The 17813-nt window shown below is 69.9% G+C and carries 20 protein-coding genes and 1 riboswitch; of the genes, 10 read left to right on the plus strand and 10 right to left on the minus strand.

Annotation, left to right across the window (positions count from 1 at the left end; all coding sequences use genetic code 11):
- Nucleotides 1-68 precede the first annotated feature (68 nt).
- The 3 genes from SOM08_RS02430 to SOM08_RS02440 form a co-directional block, all read right to left on the minus strand.
- Complete coding sequence (locus SOM08_RS02430; protein ID WP_322469993.1) at nt 69-1253, minus strand: hypothetical protein; 1185 nt, start codon at nt 1251-1253, stop codon at nt 69-71.
- 129 nt (nt 1254-1382) lie between these two features.
- Nucleotides 1383-2609, minus strand: coding sequence for an MFS transporter (locus SOM08_RS02435; protein WP_116958645.1), 1227 nt, complete (start codon nt 2607-2609; stop codon nt 1383-1385).
- Nucleotides 2606-3406, minus strand: coding sequence for an HAD-IIB family hydrolase (locus SOM08_RS02440; RefSeq protein ID WP_322469994.1), 801 nt, complete (start codon nt 3404-3406; stop codon nt 2606-2608). Before SOM08_RS02440 ends, SOM08_RS02435 begins: the two co-directional genes overlap by 4 nt.
- Nucleotides 3407-3501: 95 nt before the next feature.
- Nucleotides 3502-3593, plus strand: a riboswitch (S-adenosyl-L-homocysteine riboswitch).
- A 65-nt stretch (nt 3594-3658) separates the two neighbouring features.
- Between SOM08_RS02440 and ahcY the strand changes: the two genes are divergently transcribed.
- The 4 genes from ahcY to SOM08_RS02460 are packed head-to-tail and all read left to right on the plus strand — an operon-like array spanning nt 3659 to nt 7107.
- The gene (ahcY, locus tag SOM08_RS02445) at nt 3659-5089 is read left to right on the plus strand and encodes an adenosylhomocysteinase (protein WP_116958647.1); all 1431 of its coding nucleotides are present in this window, start codon (nt 3659-3661) and stop codon (nt 5087-5089) included.
- 8 nt (nt 5090-5097) lie between these two features.
- Nucleotides 5098-5853, plus strand: a complete 756-nt coding sequence (locus SOM08_RS02450; protein WP_322469995.1) for a TlyA family RNA methyltransferase — start codon at nt 5098-5100, stop codon at nt 5851-5853.
- On the plus strand, nt 5850-6680 hold the full coding sequence (gene metF / locus SOM08_RS02455) for a methylenetetrahydrofolate reductase [NAD(P)H] (RefSeq protein ID WP_116958649.1): 831 nt from the start codon (nt 5850-5852) through the stop codon (nt 6678-6680). The genes SOM08_RS02450 and metF overlap by 4 nt, the downstream gene beginning before the upstream one ends.
- A 16-nt stretch (nt 6681-6696) precedes the next feature.
- Entirely contained in the window at nt 6697-7107 is a 411-nt protein-coding gene (locus SOM08_RS02460) for a septal ring lytic transglycosylase RlpA family protein (RefSeq protein ID WP_416186990.1), read from the plus strand.
- Between the two features lie 19 nt (nt 7108-7126).
- On the opposite strand, the gene SOM08_RS02465 is transcribed toward SOM08_RS02460, so the two are convergent.
- From SOM08_RS02465 to SOM08_RS02490, 6 genes are all read right to left on the minus strand, one after another.
- Complete coding sequence (locus SOM08_RS02465; RefSeq protein WP_116958651.1) at nt 7127-8233, minus strand: 2Fe-2S iron-sulfur cluster-binding protein; 1107 nt, start codon at nt 8231-8233, stop codon at nt 7127-7129.
- A gap of 2 nt (nt 8234-8235) precedes the next feature.
- Complete coding sequence (paaD, locus tag SOM08_RS02470) at nt 8236-8760, minus strand: 1,2-phenylacetyl-CoA epoxidase subunit PaaD (RefSeq protein ID WP_116958652.1); 525 nt, start codon at nt 8758-8760, stop codon at nt 8236-8238.
- A gap of 4 nt (nt 8761-8764) precedes the next feature.
- Nucleotides 8765-9688 carry a 1,2-phenylacetyl-CoA epoxidase subunit PaaC gene (gene paaC, locus SOM08_RS02475; RefSeq protein ID WP_322469996.1) on the minus strand — a complete coding sequence of 308 codons (924 nt, stop codon included), beginning with the start codon at nt 9686-9688 and terminating at the stop codon, nt 8765-8767.
- Nucleotides 9688-9987, minus strand: coding sequence for a 1,2-phenylacetyl-CoA epoxidase subunit PaaB (gene paaB / locus SOM08_RS02480; RefSeq protein ID WP_116958653.1), 300 nt, complete (start codon nt 9985-9987; stop codon nt 9688-9690). The genes paaC and paaB overlap by 1 nt, the downstream gene beginning before the upstream one ends.
- Before the next feature lie 58 nt (nt 9988-10045).
- Complete coding sequence (gene paaA / locus SOM08_RS02485; RefSeq protein WP_116958654.1) at nt 10046-11056, minus strand: 1,2-phenylacetyl-CoA epoxidase subunit PaaA; 1011 nt, start codon at nt 11054-11056, stop codon at nt 10046-10048.
- A 124-nt stretch (nt 11057-11180) separates the two neighbouring features.
- Nucleotides 11181-12095 (minus strand): 23S rRNA (adenine(2030)-N(6))-methyltransferase RlmJ, encoded by a 915-nt coding sequence (locus SOM08_RS02490; RefSeq protein WP_116958655.1) that lies wholly within the window; start codon nt 12093-12095, stop codon nt 11181-11183.
- A 176-nt stretch (nt 12096-12271) separates the two neighbouring features.
- Here SOM08_RS02490 and rplM point away from each other — a divergent pair, with 176 nt between their 5' ends.
- The 5 genes from rplM (at nt 12272) to erpA (ending at nt 14786) form a co-directional block, all read left to right on the plus strand.
- Nucleotides 12272-12703 carry a 50S ribosomal protein L13 gene (gene rplM, locus SOM08_RS02495; protein WP_070400385.1) on the plus strand — a complete coding sequence of 144 codons (432 nt, stop codon included), beginning with the start codon at nt 12272-12274 and terminating at the stop codon, nt 12701-12703.
- Between the two features lie 10 nt (nt 12704-12713).
- Nucleotides 12714-13106, plus strand: coding sequence for a 30S ribosomal protein S9 (gene rpsI, locus SOM08_RS02500; RefSeq protein ID WP_070400384.1), 393 nt, complete (start codon nt 12714-12716; stop codon nt 13104-13106).
- Nucleotides 13107-13208: 102 nt separating this feature from the next.
- Nucleotides 13209-13913 carry a DUF6776 family protein gene (locus SOM08_RS02505; protein WP_116958656.1) on the plus strand — a complete coding sequence of 235 codons (705 nt, stop codon included), beginning with the start codon at nt 13209-13211 and terminating at the stop codon, nt 13911-13913.
- Nucleotides 13914-13940: 27 nt separating this feature from the next.
- Nucleotides 13941-14342 carry a bactofilin family protein gene (locus SOM08_RS02510; RefSeq protein ID WP_116958657.1) on the plus strand — a complete coding sequence of 134 codons (402 nt, stop codon included), beginning with the start codon at nt 13941-13943 and terminating at the stop codon, nt 14340-14342.
- Between the two features lie 78 nt (nt 14343-14420).
- Nucleotides 14421-14786: an iron-sulfur cluster insertion protein ErpA gene (erpA, locus tag SOM08_RS02515; RefSeq protein WP_116958658.1), complete on the plus strand. Its 366-nt coding sequence runs from the start codon at nt 14421-14423 to the stop codon at nt 14784-14786.
- A gap of 82 nt (nt 14787-14868) precedes the next feature.
- Here erpA and SOM08_RS02520 read toward each other — a convergent pair whose 3' ends face one another.
- Nucleotides 14869-16266 carry a M23 family metallopeptidase gene (locus SOM08_RS02520; protein WP_322469997.1) on the minus strand — a complete coding sequence of 466 codons (1398 nt, stop codon included), beginning with the start codon at nt 16264-16266 and terminating at the stop codon, nt 14869-14871.
- 222 nt (nt 16267-16488) lie between these two features.
- On the opposite strand from SOM08_RS02520, the gene tyrS reads away from it, so the two are divergent.
- The gene (gene tyrS / locus SOM08_RS02525; protein WP_322469998.1) at nt 16489-17751 is read left to right on the plus strand and encodes a tyrosine--tRNA ligase; all 1263 of its coding nucleotides are present in this window, start codon (nt 16489-16491) and stop codon (nt 17749-17751) included.
- Nucleotides 17752-17813 lie beyond the last annotated feature (62 nt).

A 17813-nucleotide genomic window follows, 5' to 3' on the forward strand; every position in this document is an offset into this window, starting at 1 on the left:
GCGGGCGTGGGGCCCGGCCGGCGGCCTCAAGGATCGCATGGGGGCTTGTCACCATGCGACAAGCGGGCTCACTGCTCGTTGAACATCCTCTCGGGCGGGTTGGTCGTGGGGGGCGACGCCGGATCCACCGGTGGCGCCCCTGGGGTGGCTGGCGGTGTGGGCGTCTGCCTGGACCGAAGGCTGGGCCGTGGCACGCGCTGCGGCTTCAACGGGCCTCGAGGGCTGGTCGGCGGAGGCTGGTCGGGCGGCGTGGGGCTGGTGGGCGTCGACTGGGACTTGCTGGTCCGCAGGCTTTCCTCCGGGATGGGTTCGACGTTGGACCTGGGCCGATCCGACTGGGCGCCTGGTGGGGCGGGTTCCTCGGACGGCTCCAGGGCCGATGGCCGGTCCCGGCCCACAGGCAAGAGTGGCAGTTGCAGGGTAGGGGCGCCAACTTGGGTATGGGGCGATGCGAGGGGCTTTTCCGGGGGAAACATCAGGTCTTGAAGGTCAAGCAGCGCCTGCTCCCGCTTCTGCTTTTGCTTCAGCTTCTGTTGGTCCAGGTAGGTCTGTCTGATCGGGTTCAGATTCTGTCGGGCGACCTGCTTGACCGGCAGCCGGGCCACCCTGCTGGTTTTGACCTTTCTGGGCGTGCCGCCCGAGTTGGGGGGCGAGCTCTCCTCGCTCAGCGAGACCGTCGTTTGCGACGCGGTGCTGCTCTCGTCTTCATCCGTCGGCGGGTGCCGTGGCGATCTGTCCGTGTTCGACCGGGGCGTGTGCGCGCTCGGCTGCCGTGGCGTCGACGCCGTTGAGCGCGGCGCGACCTGGGCGCTTTCCATCCGCTTGAGTTGCTGCAGCAGTTCGGGGGTGCAGGGCAGGCCGAACACCTGGGTGCTGTCGCTCGCGCACAGCCTGCCGAGATCCTGGGCCGCTCGCTGGGCTTCGCGCGGCGCTGAAGGCAGCTTGAGCCAGGAGGTGGTCAGGCCCTTCAGCTGCGCGGTGGCGCCCTGGTGCTGGGTCTGCTTGAGCTTGCGCGGCTGCGTGGCGCGGGTCTGCGGGTCTTCGTGCCGAGAGTCGAACTTGGTGGTGATGTAAGGCTGCGCGGTCCGATCGGACGAGGGGGCGGTGGTCTTCAGGTAGAGCACCCGGGGCTGCTGGTCTTTCTCGGTCTTGTTCACCGCGGCCTCGACCACCTGGCGCAGAGGCGTCGCCTGGGCCTGGCCGGGCAGCGCGGCATCGAGCTTGTATTGTTTGGGGCTGGAGCGGGAGATCATGGAGAGGGCGCGCGTGGCGCTGCGGAGTGGAAAACCCCTCTCGGTGGCAGCCGCCGCGGCGCGAAATCCTCAAGGACGCCTATCCGAGAGCGGCACCGCCCGGCCGCTTCCTGCTATCGAAGCGCGAGCTCAGGCCGGCTGGCGCCGCAGCAGGAACACCCCCAGCAGCGCCACGCCGACCAGCAGCGCCGGGAAGCCCAGCGTGGGCGACCACTGCAGCGCCGCCGCGCCCAGCGCGGGCGCCAGCACGCCGCCGAGCGTGTAGCTCATCACCAGCACGGCGGTGCTGTTCACCAGGGTGATGCCTTGCTCGCGCGAGCCGATGTCGATCATCGCCAACGTGTAGAGGCAGCCGCCCGCGCCGCCCCACACGAAGGCCACGGGCGCGGCCAGCCAGGGCGTGTTCGCGACGAAGGGGATCAGCAGCGTGCCGAGCAGCGTGATCCAGGCGCAGCCGCGCATGAGCAGCAGGCGCGCGGCGCGCTCGTCGCCCCAGCGCTGGCGCGGGTGGTGCGCCAGGCGGTCGGACAGCACGCCAGCGGGCAGCATCATCAGCGCACTGCCCAGCCCGCTGGCCGAGACCAGCAGGGCCGAGACCACCGCGCCCAGGCCCAGGGCCAGGCCATACAGCGGCAGGATGGACGTGAGCCCGCTTTCGAAGAAGCCACCGACGAAGCCCACCGTCATGATCAGCGGGTGCGCGGCCAGCGCGTGCCACACGCCGCCCAGGCCCACGCGGGCCTCGTGCGCGTCGGCCGCGGGCGGCACGCGGGGGATCAGCAGGCTCCAGGCCAGGCCGATGGCCATGCAGCCGAAGGCGAGCCAGATCGCGGTGTCGCTCTGCGGCCCCACCCAGGCCAGCATCAGCGGGCCGAGCACGAAGGTGACGCCGACCAGGGTTTCGAAGATGCCCACGTAGCGGCCGCGCTGGCCGGGCGGCGCGAACTCGGCCACGATGGCCTCGGCCAGCACCCAGCGCAGGCCCGAGGCCATGCCGGCGATGAGCTTGAGCCCGAACCACAGCGGCAGCCAGGACGAGAGCGCGAAGCCCATGGTGGCCAGCGTGGGGATGAGCGCCGACAGCCACAGCGTGGGCCGCCTTCCCAGCGCGCGCGTGACGGACGAGGCGAAAGGCACCATGAGGAAGATGCCGAACCAGCCGCTGGCCGCGAACACGCCGGCCAGGGCGGTGGACTCGCCGCCGTCCTTCAGGCGCAGCAGCAGCAGGGGCGTGAGCATGAAGTAGCCCACGAGCTCGAAGAAGGTGGCGCCAAAGATGGCGACCAGGCCCAGGCGGGCGTGGGCCGGCGGCGCGGCGGGCGCTCGGCCGCCGGCGGGCAGCGGGTGTTCGCTCATGCCTGGCCTCTGGCCGCCAGCACCGCCTCGGCCACGTCGGCGAAGCCCTGGCCCCGTTCGCGCGGGGCCACGTAGCGGGGGTGGTGCGCGAGCTGCGCCCAGAAGCGCGCGATGTTGGCCACGCCCACGCTGTGCGGGAAGCGCGCGAACATGGCGGCGTCGTTGGTGGAGTCGCCCACGTAGACCCAGTGATCGATCTCGGCGTCGAGGTCGCGCCCCAGGCGCTCGCGCAGGATCCAGCGCGCGCCGCTGAGCTTGTCGTGCGCGCCGATCCAGCCGTTGACGTGGATGGAACTCACGGTGGCGGTGAGGCCTTCGTCGCGCAGGATGCCGAGTGCGCGCGCGATGTCGGCCTCGCCCAGGTGGGCGTGCTCGCTGTGGTCGATGGCGATGTCGGTTTCGCGGCCCGCGCTGTCGGTGGCCAGGCGCGCCTGAGGCAGCTCGCGCAGCACACGCGCGGCGGCGGCCCGCAGGCGGGTGAGGTTCGCGGCGCGGGTGGCCGCGTCCTGCGCGTAGGCCTTGCGCAGGCGCCCGCCGTCGTTCCACAGCGCCACGGCGCCGTTCTCGGCCACGATGGCGTCGATCGGCCAGCTCAGCGCGAAGGGTTCGCTCCAGCCGGCCGGGCGGCCGGTGACGGCGAACACCGGCAGGCCGGCCGCGCGCAGGCGGAGCAGTGCCGCGCCCGCCTCGGGCGCCAGCGCCCCCTCGGCCGTGAGGGTGTCGTCGATGTCGGTGAGCACGCCATGGATGCGCGCGCGCTCGTGCGGGGGCCAGTCGGCCAGCGGGGTGGGTTGCATGGAGGGGCGGCAGTTTCTCACAGGGGCCGCACCGGCGTGGTGCCACTGGGAGGGGATATCCCCACGCCAGAAAGGAGGCCGAGTAGAATGCCGGCCCATCCGAGGAGCGTTGCAGCGCCCCACCCGCACCGAGCGGGCCGCGGGCGTGAGGCTCGGACCCTTCAACCGGCAACCACGCTCATCCACTGCACGTGCGATGGGTTCCCTCGTCTCCCTTCCCGCGCGGTGGCTTTCAACGTTTTGGAGCGCCACATGAATGCACGAATCAACCCCACCGCCGACTGCGTGATCGCCGACATCGGCCTGGCCGACTGGGGCCGCAAAGAGATCAAGATCGCCGAGACCGAGATGCCCGGCCTGATGGCCATCCGCGAAGAGTACGCGGCCAAGCAGCCGCTGAAAGGCGCGCGCATCACCGGTTCGCTGCACATGACCATCCAGACCGCGGTGCTCATCGAGACGCTGCAGGCCCTGGGCGCGCAGGTGCGCTGGGCCTCGTGCAACATCTTCTCCACCCAGGACCACGCGGCCGCCGCCATCGCCGCCGCCGGCACGCCGGTCTTCGCCGTCAAGGGCGAGACCCTGGTCGACTACTGGGACTACACGCACCGCATCTTCGACTTCGGCGCCAAGGGCACGGAAGGCGAAGGCCCCAACATGATCCTCGACGACGGCGGCGATGCCACGCTGCTCATGCACCTGGGCAAGCAGGCCGAGAAGGACCCCTCCGTGCTGGCCAAGCCCGGCAGCGAGGAAGAGCGCATCCTGTTCGCGGCCATCAAGGCCAAGCTGGCCGAGGACGCCACCTGGTACAGCCGCAAGAGCGCGCAGATCATTGGCGTGACCGAGGAGACCACCACCGGCGTGCACCGCCTGAAGGAAATGTCGGTCAAGGGCTCGCTGATGTTCCGCGCCATCAACGTCAACGACTCGGTCACCAAGAGCAAGTTCGACAACCTCTATGGCTGCCGCGAGTCGCTGGTCGACGGCATCAAGCGCGCGACCGATGTGATGATCGCCGGCAAGGTGGCCGTGGTGGCCGGCTACGGCGACGTGGGCAAGGGCTCGGCCCAGGCGCTGCGCGCGCTGAGCGCACAGGTGTGGGTGACCGAGATCGACCCCATCAACGCCCTGCAGGCCGCGATGGAAGGCTACCGCGTGGTGACCATGGAGTACGCCGCCGACAAGGCCGACATCTTCGTCACCACCACCGGCAACCGCGACGTCATCACCTTCGAGCACATGGCCGCCATGAAGGACCAGGCGATCGTCTGCAACATCGGCCACTTCGACAACGAGATCCAGGTTGCCAGGCTGGAAGAGAAGTGCCAGTGGGAAGAGATCAAGCCCCAGGTGGACCACGTGATCTTCCCGGACGGCAAGAAGATCATCCTGCTCGCCAAGGGCCGGCTGGTGAACCTGGGCTGCGGCACCGGTCACCCCAGCTTCGTGATGTCCTCCAGCTTCGCGAACCAGACCATCGCGCAGATCGAGCTGTTCACGCACCCCGAGGGCTACGACGTGGGCAAGGTTTACGTGCTGCCCAAGCACCTGGACGAAAAGGTGGCGCGCCTGCACCTGAAGAAGGTCGGTGCCCAGCTGACCGAGCTGAGCGACGAGCAGGCCGCCTACATCGGCGTGCCCAAGCAAGGCCCGTACAAGCCGGACACCTACCGCTACTGATCGCCGCCGTGCGCGCCGACCAGTTGCTCGTCGAGCGTGGTCTGGCGGCGTCGCGCTCGCAGGCCCAGCGGCTGATCGCGGCCGGCGTGCGCTGGCGCGCCGGTGGCGGCTGGCGGCCCGTGGCCAAGAACGGCGACGAGCTGCCCGCCGGCGCCGAGCTGGAGCTGCTGGACGCGGCCGAGGCGCGCTACGTCTCGCGCGGCGGCCTGAAGCTGGAGGGTGCGCTGGCGCACACCGGCGTCGATCCGCGCGGCCTGCACGCGCTCGACGTGGGCCAGAGCACCGGCGGCTTCACCGATTGCCTGCTGCAGCGCGGCGCGGCCCAGGTGGTGGGCGTGGACGTGGGCAGCGGCCAGCTCAACGCGCGCCTGCGCGGGGATGCGCGGGTGATCGCCATCGAGCATTGCAACGCGCGCGATTTGACGGCCCAGCGCCTGCGCGAGGCCGGGGCCGAGCCGCCTTTCGACCTGATCGTCGGCGACCTGTCCTTCATCTCGCAGACCCTGGTGTGGCCCGCGCTGGCGCCGCTGCTCAAGCCCGGCGGCCACGGCCTGGTGCTCGTCAAGCCGCAGTTCGAGCTGCAGCCCGAAGACATCGGCAAGGGCGGCCTGGTGAAGGACGCCGCCTCGTACGCGCGGGTGCGCGAGCGCATCACGACCGCGCTGCAAGGCCTGGGCCTTGAGCCGCTCGACTATTTCGACAGCCCCATCGCCGGTGGCGATGGCAACCGCGAGTTCTTCGTCTTCATTCGGAAACCGGCATGAACCTGCCCATCAGCTTCGAATTCTTCCCGCCCAAGACGCCCGAAGGCGCGCAGAAGCTGCGCGCCGTGCGCCAGCAGCTCTACGCGCGCGCGCCGCTGTTCTGCTCCGTCACCTACGGCGCCGGCGGCTCCACGCAGGAGGGCACCTTCGGCACCGTGCGCGAGATCCTCGCCGAGGGCGTGGACGCGGCCTCGCACTTCTCGTGCATCGGCGCCACGCGCGCCGGCGTGCGCGAGCAGCTGGCGCAGCTCAAGGCCATGGGCGTCAAGCGCCTGGTGGCGCTGCGCGGCGACCTGCCCAGCGGCTATGGCCTGGGCGGCGAGTTCCACTACGCGAGCGACCTCGTGGCCTTCATCCGCGCCGAGACCGGCGAGGACTTCCACCTGGAGGTGGCGGCCTATCCCGAGGTGCACCCGCAGGCCCGCTCGCCCGAGGCCGACCTCAAGGCGTATGTGACCAAGGTCCGGGCCGGCGCGCATTCGGCGATCACGCAGTACTTCTACAGCGCCGATGCCTACTTCCGCTTCGTCGACGAGGCGCGCGCCCTGGGCGCCGACATTCCGGTGGTGCCCGGCATCATGCCCATCACCAGTTCCACGCAGCTCATGCGTTTCTCCGATGCGTGCGGGGCCGAGATCCCGCGCTGGATCCGGCTGCGCCTGCAGGCCTACGGCGACGACACGGCCTCGATCAAGTCCTTCGGCCTCGACGTCGTCACGTCCTTGTGTGAGCAATTGCTTCGCGGCGGGGTGCCGGGCCTGCACTTCTATACGATGAACCAGAGCGCGGCGACGCTGGAGATCCTGCGCCGCCTCGACGCCCGCTGATGGCCCCCTGACCCGCATGACGCCCACCCGCCTCGCCGCCCTGGCCGTGCTCGCCGTCGCCCTCGTGGGCTGCGCGAGCCGCGGCGGGCCGCCGGGCGAGGACTGGGGCGCGGACGGGCCGGCCGCGCACGAGGCGCGCGAGATCGGGCGCGGCAACGCCTCGTGGTACGGCGAGCCGCACCATGGCCGGCGCACCGCGAACGGCGAGGTCTTCGACATGAACGAACTCACCGCTGCGCACAAGACCCTGCCATTCGGCACGCGCGTGCGCGTGGAGAACCCGGTCACGGGGCAGGCGGTGGTGGTGCGCATCAACGACCGCGGGCCGTTCGCGCCGGGGCGCGTGATCGACCTCAGCCGCGCGGCGGCCGAGCGCATCGGCCTCATCCGCGCGGGCGTGGCGCCCGTGGTGCTCTACACCGATTGAGCGGGCCGCCGGTGGTCGCTCAGCGCTCGTCGTAGCTGACGACGACCCGGTCGGTGGTGGGGCGGGCCTGGCAGCTCAGCACGAAGCCCTGTTCGGTTTCCCAGGGCTCCAGCGTGAAGTTCTTCTCCATCTCCACCTGGCCTTCCATGACCTTGGCGCGGCAGGTGCAGCACACGCCGCCGCGGCAGGACCAGGGCAGGTCCAGTCCGGCCTCCAGCGCCACGTCGAGCACGCGCTGGTCGCGGCCCATGCGCAGTTCGTGCGGTTTGCCGTCGAGCACCACGGTCAGGGCCACCTCGCCCTCGGCCTGGGGCGCGCGGCCCAGCTGCACGCGCTCGCGCTCGCCGCGCGGCAGGGCCTCCAGCGTCGGCGAGGTGAAGCGCTCGGTGTGGATGCGCTCGGGCTTCACGCCGGCGCCCAGCAGGGCCTGCTCGGTGGCCTCGATCATGGCCTCGGGGCCGCAGACGAAGACCTCGTCCATGCTGGGCACGGGCAGCAGGGCGGCGATGAGGGCGCGCACCTTGTCGCCGTCGATACGGCCTTCCAGCAGCGGCACCTCCTGCGCCTGGCGCGAGAGGATGTGGATCAGCGTGAGGCGGTCGCGGTAGCGGTCCTTCAGGTCTTGCAGGGCCTCGTTGAACATCACGCTGGCCATGCGCCGGTTGCCATAGACCAGGGTGAACTTGGCGGTGGGCGATTCCTCCAGTGTGCTGGTCATGATGGACAGGATGGGCGTGATGCCCGAGCCCGCCGCGAAACCCACCCGGTGCAGGGCGCGCGGGCGGTGCACGGTGAAGCGGCCGTCGGGCGGCATCGCCTGCAGCGTGTCGCCGGCCTTCAACCGCGTGGCGGCCCAGTTGCTGAACACGCCGCCGTCGACCGGGCGGATGCCCAGCGTGAGCTCGCCCTTGCTGGTGTACAGGCTGCGTGGGCTGCTGATGGAGTAGCTGCGCCGCACGTCCTGGCCGTCGATGAGCGCGCGCACCGTGAGGAACTGGCCGGGCTCGAAGGCGAAGGCGCCGCGCCGCTCGGCGGGCACGGCCAGGGTGACGGCCACCGAGCCCGCGGCCTCGGGGCTCACGCGTGCAATGGGCAGCTCGACGAATCCGCGGGGGCTGGTGCTCATGGTCAGTAGGGCTTGAAGAGGTCGAAGGGTTCGAGGCAGTCCAGGCAGCGGTAGAGCGCCTTGCACGCGGTCGAGCCGAAGGGCGAGGTTTGTGTGGTGTGGGTGGAGCCGCAGCGCGGGCAGGGCACGGGCTGGCCGGCGGCGCGGCGCGCGAAGCCCACCACCTGGGCGCCGGCCTGCGCGGCGCGGCCATTGGGCGGCGCGATGCCGTAGGCGCGCAGCTTCTCGCGCGCGGCGGGCGCCATCCAGTCGGTGGTCCAGGCGGGCGAGAGCTGCGTCACCACGCGTGCGGCGATGCCGCTGTCGCGCAGCGCGGCGCGGATGTCGTCCTCGATTTGCCCCATGGCCGGGCAGCCGCTGTAGGTGGGCGTGATGACCACCTCGGCCACGCCGTCCCCGCCCCGGCGCACCTCGCGCAGGATGCCCAGCTCGGCCAGGCTCACCACGGGGATCTCGGGGTCGCTCAGGTGCGCGATGGCCGCGCGCACGGCGTCCAGCGAAGGGGGGTCGCGCAGCGCCGCGTCCATGGCCTCACCACACGGCCTGGGGGTGTTCGCGGGCCAGGCTCTGCATTTCGGCGAGCAGGAAGCCCATGTGTTCGGAGTGCAGGCCGCGCTTGCCCTGCGTCACGTAGCCGCCGTCGGCGGGGCGTCGCAGCGTGGCCTCGGCCAGCACCTCGTCCAGCAGCGCATCCCAGGCGGGCTTGAGTTCGGTGAGGGCCACGCCAGTGCCGTTGGCCACGGCGGCGGACTCGGCCTCGTCGCCGGTCCAGAACTCCTGGGTGTGCGGCATGAGGTGGTCCAGCGCGGCCTGCGCGCGGGCGCGGCTCTCATCGGTGCCGTCGCCCAGGCGCACCAGCCAGTCGCCGGCGTGGCTCAGGTGGTAGCGCACCTCTTTGAGCGACTTGGCCGCGATGGCGGCGAGCTGCGGATCGGCGCTGGCCTGCAGGCGCTCCCACCACAGGTTCATGAGCGCGGCGTAGAGCACGTTGCGCACGGTGGTGGTGGCGAAGTCGCGGTCGGCGCGCGCGGGGCCGGCGAGCGGGCCGTGGTGCGGCAACTCCAGCAGCGTGAAGTTGCGGAACTCGTGCGTGGCGCGGAAGTAGGCCAGGCTGTCTTCGGTCAGGGCGCCGTCGGCGCGCGCGCCTTGCAGGTGGGCGAAGCGCTGGGCCTGCGCGGGCTCGGCGTTGATGCACCGGGCCGCGTGCTGGTAGAGCAGGCGCGCCTGGCCCAGGTGGTCGAGCGCGTGGTTGGCCAGGGCCAGATCCTCTTCCAGGATGGGCCCGTGGCCGCACCACTCGGCGTTGCGCTGGCCGAGCACGAGGGCGTTGTCGGCCAGGTGCAGCAGGTAGTCGACGGGAGCGGAGTCGCCTGCCCCCACGCGGCCCACGTCGTGTGGTGCGCTGCCCCCCGAGGGGGTGCCGGCTGGCTTGGAGCGGTCCTGCGCGGCGCCCATCACATGTGCCCCACTTTGTCCGGGATGTCGTAGAAGGTCGGGTGGCGGTAGACCTTGTCGGCGGCGGGATCGAAGAAGGCGTCCTTCGAATCCGGTTCGCTCGCGGCGATGCTGGCCGAGGGCACGACCCAGATGCTCACGCCTTCCTGGCGGCGCGTGTACACGTCGCGCGCCATCTGCAGGGCGTGGCGCGCGTCGCTGGCGTGCAGGCTGCCGCAGTGCTTGTGCTCCAGGCCCTGCTTGCTGCGGACGAAAACCTCCCACAGAGGCCATTCCTTGAGGGCTTTGGCGTCGCTCATTGGTAGACCTCCGCGCGGCGCGCTGCGGTGCGAGCCCGTTCGGGCGGTCGTGCGGTGCTCATGCGGCCTCCTTCATGGTGCGTTGTGCTTGCTTGCGCGCGTGGGCCAGGGCGGCCTCGCGCACCCAGGCCCCGTCTTCCCAGGCCTTCACGCGGGTGGCCAGGCGCTCCTTGTTGCAGGGGCCGTTGCCATTCACCACCTGCCAGAACTCGTCCCAGTCGATGGCGCCGAAGTCGTGCTGGCCGCGCTCGGCGTTCCACTTCAGCTCGGGGTCGGGCAGGGTGACGCCCAGCACCTCGGCCTGCGGCACGGTGGCGTCGACGAATTTCTGGCGCAGCGCGTCGTTGCTGATGCGCTTGATGCCCCAGCGCATGCCCTGCACGCTGTTGGGGCTGTTGTCGTCGGGCGGGCCGAACATGGCCAGGCACTTCCACCACCAGCGGTTCACCGCGTCCTGCACCATGGCCTTCTGCTCGTCCGTGCCCTGCATCATGGTCAGCAGCGATTCGTAGCCTTGGCGCTGGTGGAAGCTCTCTTCCTTGCAGACGCGGATCATGGCGCGCGCATAGGGGCCGTAGCTGCAGCGGCACAGGGGAATCTGGTTCATGATCGCCGCGCCGTCGACCAGCCAGCCGATCACGCCCACGTCGGCCCAGGTGAGGGTGGGGTAGTTGAAGATGGAGCTGTACTTGGCGCGTCCGCTGTGCAGCGCCTCGACCATCTGGTCGCGGCTGGTGCCCAGGGTCTCGGCTGCGCTGTAGAGGTACAGGCCGTGACCGCCCTCGTCCTGCACCTTGGCCAGCAGGATGGCCTTGCGCTTGAGGCTGGGCGCGCGGCTGATCCAGTTGCCCTCGGGCAGCATGCCCACGATCTCGCTGTGCGCGTGCTGGCTGATCTGGCGCACCAGGGTCTTGCGGTAGGCCTCGGGCATCCAGTCGCGCGGCTCGATCTTGCCGTCGGCGTCGATCACGGCATCGAAGTGGGCCTGCAGGGCGGGGTCGGCGGCGGCCGGCACGGCCTGGGGGCCGGGGGCGGTGCCGTCGGGCACGTTGAAGGATTGCGTGTACATGCGCGGTCTCCTCGGCGGGTGGGGCTCTGGCTGCGCAGTGTACCAAGTTAGCCGACCGGCCGGTCGGTTAATTTTTTTGCCGCGATGGAGGGGCCTGTGGCCCGTCCGCGCCGGGCCGCGCGGCTCAGCCCGAGTGTTCCAGCGTGTGGCCCTGGCCGCGCCCGCGGCCCAGCGCTTCCACCAGCAGCGGCAGGGCCTCGGCCAGCCCGGCGTGCAGGGTGTGCGGCGGGTTGATCACGAACACGCCGCTGGCCGTCAGGCCCGGGCGCTCGTCCGGGCCCAGGGGCGGGTGGCCCACGGCCAGCGTGGCGTGCAGCCAGGGGCGGCCGGCGCGCTGGGCGTGGCCGCGCAGCTTGCGCGGCAGGTCGTGGGCCTCGGCGCGCGGGATCACCGGGTACCAGACCAGGTAGGTGCCGGTGGCGAAGCGCTTCAGTGAATCCTGTATGCAGGCGCTCACTTTGGCGTAATCGCTCTTGATCTCGTAGCTGGGATCGATCAGCACCATCGCCCGGCGCGAGCCCTTGGCGTCGGCGGGCGGGGGCAGCAGGGGCTTGAGGCCCTCGAAGCCGTCCTCGCGCTTGACCACCACCGCGCGGCCGGCGTCGAGCTGGGCGATGTTGGCCGACAGGGTTTTGCCGTCGGTCGGGTGCAGCTCGAACAGCTTGAGCCGGTCGCGCGATTCGGCGCGCATGAGGCGCTCAATCACGAAAGGCGAGCCGGGGTAGACCCGCAGCGAGCCCGAGGGATTGAAGCCCGCCACGAGGTCGAGGTAGTCGTCGATCAGCGGGGTGGTCTGCACGGCCGGCGCGCCCGTGGCCGGCCGACAGGCGGCAAACAGCCGCACCACGCCGTTCACCGCCTCGCCCCCCTTGTCGGCGAAATCGCCGTCCAGCCGGTACAGGCCCGCACCAGCGTGGGTGTCGATCAGGGTGATGGCCGGTTCCTTGAGCTGCAGGTGGCGCAGGGTGGCGATCAGCAGCAGGTGCTTGAGCACGTCGGCGTGGTTGCCGGCGTGGAAGGCGTGGCGGTAGGAGAACATGGGCCGGCGATGGTAGCGCCGGATTTGCCGCCCCGGCGCCGATTTCGTACAATGGCAGGCTTCGCAGCGTTTTCCTGTGGCCCCGCGGCGAAGTGCAAACCTCCACCTAAGAGGGTTCCACCAGAGAACCGCCGACCGTGGAAAAGGGCCGCCAAACCCTCGCTATCAGGTTCAACATGACCAAAACGTTCAGCGCCAAGCCCGCTGACGTGAAGCACGAGTGGTTTGTGATTGACGCGACCGACAAGGTCCTCGGACGAGTTGCCAGTGAAGTGGCTCTCCGACTGCGCGGCAAGCACAAGGCCATTTACACGCCTCACGTCGACACGGGTGACTACATCGTCATCATCAACGCAGCCAAGCTGCGCGTGACCGGCACCAAGTCCACCGACAAGATGTACTACCGCCACTCGGGCTTCCCGGGCGGTATCTACGCGACCAACTTCCGCGACATGCAGGCCAAGCACCCCGGCCGCGCGCTCGAGAAGGCCGTCAAGGGCATGCTGCCCAAGGGTCCTCTGGGCTACGCCATGATCAAGAAGCTCAAGGTCTACGGCGGCGCGGAGCACCCGCACACCGCTCAGCAGCCGCAAACGCTGGACATCTAAGGAGCCCTGAATGATTGGTGAATGGAACAACGGCACCGGCCGTCGCAAATCCAGCGTCGCCCGCGTGTTCCTCAAGAAGGGCAGCGGCAAGATCACGGTCAACGGCAAGGAGATCCAGCAGTTCTTCGGCCGCGAGACCTCGATCATGATCGCCAAGCAGCCGCTCGTGCTGACCGACAACGTCGAGACCTTCGACATCCAGGTCAACGTGCACGGCGGCGGTGAGTCGGGCCAGGCCGGCGCTGTGCGCCACGGCATCACCCGCGCGCTGATCGATTACGACGCGAGCCTCAAGCCCGCGCTGTCGCAAGCCGGCTTCGTGACCCGCGACGCCCGCGAGGTGGAACGCAAGAAGGTCGGCCTGCGCTCTGCGCGGCGCCGCAAGCAGTTCAGCAAGCGCTGATCGCCTTCGCGAAACGCCCCCCAGAAACCGCCTGCAAGTCCGCTTGGGGCGGTTTCTGCTTTCTGGGGGCTGTTTTCTTTTGCTTGCAGTTGAGAGGTTTGCATGCGATTGCGCTTCGGACGTAGACGCTGGTCGGCAGGCGCCCCGCGCATGTCGATCCGCAGTGCCCTGCCCTGGCCACTGCGCTGGCTTGGGGCTGCCGTCATGCTGGGCCTGTGTGCGGCGCTGGCGCTGTGGGCCTTCGAGTTCGGCAAGGACATCGCCGGCCTGGACCGCCACGCGCGCGACGAGCTGGAGCGCCTGCGCTCCGAGGTGGTGGGCCTGCGCGAAGAACTGGCGTCGCGCAGCGCGGTCGACCACACCGCCGAGAGCCGCCTGACCATCGAGCGCGCCCTGCAAGACCAGCTGCGCGTGCAGATCCGCCAGCTGGAGGCGGACAACCAGAGCCTGCGCAACGACCTCGGTTTCTTCGAGCGCCTTATCCCCGCGGGTGGCGACGCGCTCGCCATCCGCGGCCTGCAGGCCGAACGCCTGTCGGCCACACAGTGGCGTTGGCAGGTTCTGATGATCCAGGCCGCGCGCAAGGCGCCAGACTTCAAGGGTGCGCTCGAGATCGTCTTCACCGGCACGCTGGCCGGCAAGCCCTGGTCCGCGAAGCACGCCCCCGCACCGCAACCGGTGCTCGTCAAAGGCTACCTGCGGCAGGAAGGCGTTGTTGATCTGCCCGCGCAGGCCGTTGTAAAAACTGTGACCGCCAAGCTCCTCCAGGGCAGCGCGGTGCGGTCGGTTCAGACCTTCGATCCCTGATCGAGGGCCGTCGACAGGAGATCACGCATGTTCGCCAAACCCAAGCAGCCCCCGATCAAGAGCCTGATCGCGCAGGGCACCCGCATCCAGGGCGACCTGCTGTTCGCCGAAGGGCTTCGCATCGACGGCGAGGTCGTGGGCAACGTGCGGGCGGCGGTGGACGGCGCCAGCCTGCTGATCGTGAGCGAGGTGGCCTCGGTGCAGGGCTCGATCGAGGCCGACCACGTCATCATCAATGGCCACGTCAAGGGCCCGGTGCTGGCGCGCCAGCTGCTGGAGCTGCAGCCCAAGGCGCGCATCGAGGGGGATGTGTCCTACCGTGCGATCGAGATGCACCAGGGCGCCACCATCGAAGGCCAGCTGCGCCCCATGGCCGGCGACGGCGCCGAGGAAAAGCCCACACTGAAACTGGCGGCAAACCACCGCTGACGGGCCTACCCGAGCGGCGTACCGTACCATTCGTGGTATTCGCGGGTTCCCAGCCCGCCCCCTACGAGAGGAATCCCCATGAGTGCCGTGGCCGAGAACATCCAGACCGACATGCCCGCGCCGCTGGTCTTCACCGACAGCGCCGCCGCCAAGGTGGCCGAACTGGTGGCCGAAGAGGGCAATCCCGACCTCAAGCTGCGCGTTTTCGTGCAAGGCGGCGGCTGCTCGGGCTTCCAGTACGGCTTCACCTTCGACGAGGTCGTCAACGAAGACGACACCTCCATGAGCAAGAACGGCGTGACCCTGCTGATCGACGCCATGAGCTACCAGTACCTGGTGGGCGCCGAGATCGACTACAAGGAAGACCTGCAAGGTGCCCAGTTCGTGATCAAGAACCCCAACGCCACCACCACCTGCGGCTGTGGCTCGAGTTTCAGCGTCTGAGACCCGCTGTTTGCCGGCCATGAAAAAAGGGAGCCACTGGCTCCCTTTTGTTTTGGGCGGGGCCTTGCGGGTCCCGCCGGGCTCATCGGCCTGAGTCGGTGCTGGCCAGGGCCTGCTGCAGGCGGCCGGCGGCGGCGAGCTCCTGCCGCTGGGCCTGGGCGACCTGGTTGAAGGCGCTGCGCAGGTTCTCGGGCAGCTTGATGGCCTCGCTTTGGCGAGCGATCACCAGCGGGTCGCGGTGCTCGCCGTTGTCGCGGAACTCGAAGTGCAGGTGCGGTCCGGTGGACATGCCGGTGGTGCCGACGTTGCCGATGAACTCGCCCTGGCTCACGCGCTGGCCGGTGCGCACGCCGATGCGGCTCAGGTGCGCGAAGACCGTTACCTGGTTGTTGCGGTGGCGCACGTAGATGACGTTGCCGTAGCCGCGCTGCACCCCGGCGAACTCGATCACGCCGTCGGCCACCGTGCGCACCGGCGTGCCGGTGGGGGCGGCGTAGTCCACGCCCAGGTGGGCGCGCTGGCGGCCGAGCACCGGGTGGAAACGCATGCCGTAGCCGCTGCTGACGCGCGAAAACTCCAGTGGCGAGGACAGGAAGTAGCGGCGCTTGCTGTCGCCGTTGAAGCCGTAGTAGCCGCCCTTGACGCCGGGCGCCTCGAACCACACCGCCTCGTGCGGGCGGCCGTCGTTGACGAACACCGCCGACAGGATGCGGCCGGTCTTCATCGGCTCGCCTTCGGCGCTCAGGGTTTCATAGACGACCTGGAAACGGTCGCCCTTGCGCAGGTCGCGGCGGAAGTCGATGTCGCTGGCGAACATCTCGGCGAGCTGCACGGCCACCGCGTCGGGGATGCCCGCGGCGTCGGTGGAGGCGAACAGGGAGCTGCGGATTTCGCCGCTGGCCAGGCGCGAGGCGGCCTCCAGGGTGCCGGGTTCGAGCCGGGCGCTCAGGCCGTTGGCGCCCCGCTCGACCACCAGGCGCAGAAAGCCGCGATCGTTCTTCGGATCGGGCCAGCGGGCGGTGAGGCGCTGCAGCACCTGCTGCGGGGTGGCCTCGGCGTGCACCAGGCGGCTCTGGCGCGAGGCCAGCAGCTGGCGCGCCAAGGGGTTGCGGGCCAGAAAGGCCTGGGCCTCAGCGTCGTTCACGCCCAGGCGCAACAGCAGCGACTGGGGGGTGTCGTCGTTGCGCGTGGTGTCGCTGCGGTACAGGGTCCAGGGCTGGGGGCTGGCGAGCACCGGACGGGCCTCGGGGGGCAGGTCGGCGCTGGCGGGAATGGCGGCGTACAGGGGAGTGGCGGTCACCGGCAGGGCTTCCACCACCTGGCGCACCGGCAGGTCGGCGGCGTCGGGCGCCAGCGGCGCGATACCGAAGGCGGTGACCCCGGTGCCGAGGAGGAGGACGCCGATGCCCCCCATGACGCGACGGGGGTGCTGGGCAATCGATTCAGCGATCTGTTGGCCCCATTGGGCCGCGGCGTTCAAGGTCTGGCGTATCAAGGTCGGTCATCCATGAAAGGGCCGGTGGGGGCACAGGGCCTCACACCGGCATCCAGGGAGTGAGCGGGCAGCGACGCGAGAAGTTCACGCCACGGGCCGGGCTTTACGTGGGTGCGGGAGCGTGTGCAAAAAGCACGCCAACTAAAATCCGGCGATAGCCGGCAAGTGTAGCGGGCTGGCGATCCGTCCCTATCGGAAGAAACACGTATGAATAACGGCTTATCTATTCCCACCTTGCCGGACAGCCCCACCAGCGGCGGCGAGGCCCTGACGGACGGCGTGCGACACGCCCTGGCGGTCACCCGCCGGGGCTGCGAAGAATTGATCCCCGAGGCGGACTGGGCGCAAAAATTGTCACGTGCCGAGCGCACCGGCACGCCGCTGCGCATCAAGCTCGGCCTGGACCCGACGGCGCCCGACATCCACATCGGCCACACCGTGGTGCTCAACAAGATGCGCCAGCTCCAGGACCTGGGGCATACAGTCATTTTTCTTATTGGCGACTTCACCAGCCTGATCGGCGATCCCTCGGGCCGCAACAGCACGCGCCCGCCGCTCACGCCCGAGCAGATCAAGGCCAACGCCGAGACCTACTACAAGCAGGCCAGCCTGGTGCTGGACCCGGCGAAGACCGAGATCCGCTACAACAGCGAATGGAGCCTGCCGCTGGGCTCCATGGGCATGATCCAGCTCGCGGCCAAGTACACCGTGGCGCGCATGATGGAGCGCAACGACTTCCACCAGCGCTTCACCGCCGGCACGCCGATCAGCGTGCACGAGTTCCTCTACCCGCTGATGCAGGGCTACGACTCGGTGGCGCTCAAGAGCGACCTCGAGCTCGGTGGCACCGACCAGAAGTTCAATCTGCTCATGGGCCGCCACCTGCAGGCCGAGTACGGCCAGGAGCCGCAGTGCATCCTGACCATGCCGCTGCTGGAGGGATTGGACGGCGTGGACAAGATGTCCAAGAGCAAGAACAACTACATCGGCATCACCGAGGACGCCAACACCATGTTCGCCAAGGTGCTGAGCATCTCCGACGAGCTGATGTGGCGCTGGTACACGCTGCTGTCCTTCCAGTCGATGGGGGCGATCGAGGCGCTCCAGCGCGAGGTGGCGGGCGGCCGCAACCCCAAGGACGCGAAGGTGATGCTGGCCAAGGAGATCACGGCGCGCTTCCACAGCGCGGCGGCGGCCGAGGCGGCCGAGCAGGACTTCATCAACCGCTCCAAGGGCGGCGTGCCGGACGAGATCCCCGAGGTGTCGCTGACGGGCGCGCCGCTGGGCATCGCGGCCCTGCTCAAGTCGGCCGGCCTGGCGCCGTCGAGCAGCGAGGCCAACCGCCTCATCGATGGCGGCGGCGTGCGCGTGGACGGCTCGGTGCTGAGCGACAAGGGCCTGAAGCTCTCCGCCGGCACCTACGTGGTGCAGGTCGGCAAGCGCAAGTTCGCGCGCGTGACGCTGGGCTGAGCCGATCCGGCGCCGGGCCGCCCCAGGCCGGATCAGCGCCCTTGGGGCGGCGACCCGCGCCG

Origin of the sequence: Hydrogenophaga sp. SNF1 (genome assembly GCF_034421675.1) — a bacterium.
In the GTDB taxonomy this organism is placed as follows: Bacteria; Pseudomonadota; Gammaproteobacteria; order Burkholderiales; family Burkholderiaceae_C; genus Hydrogenophaga; species Hydrogenophaga borbori.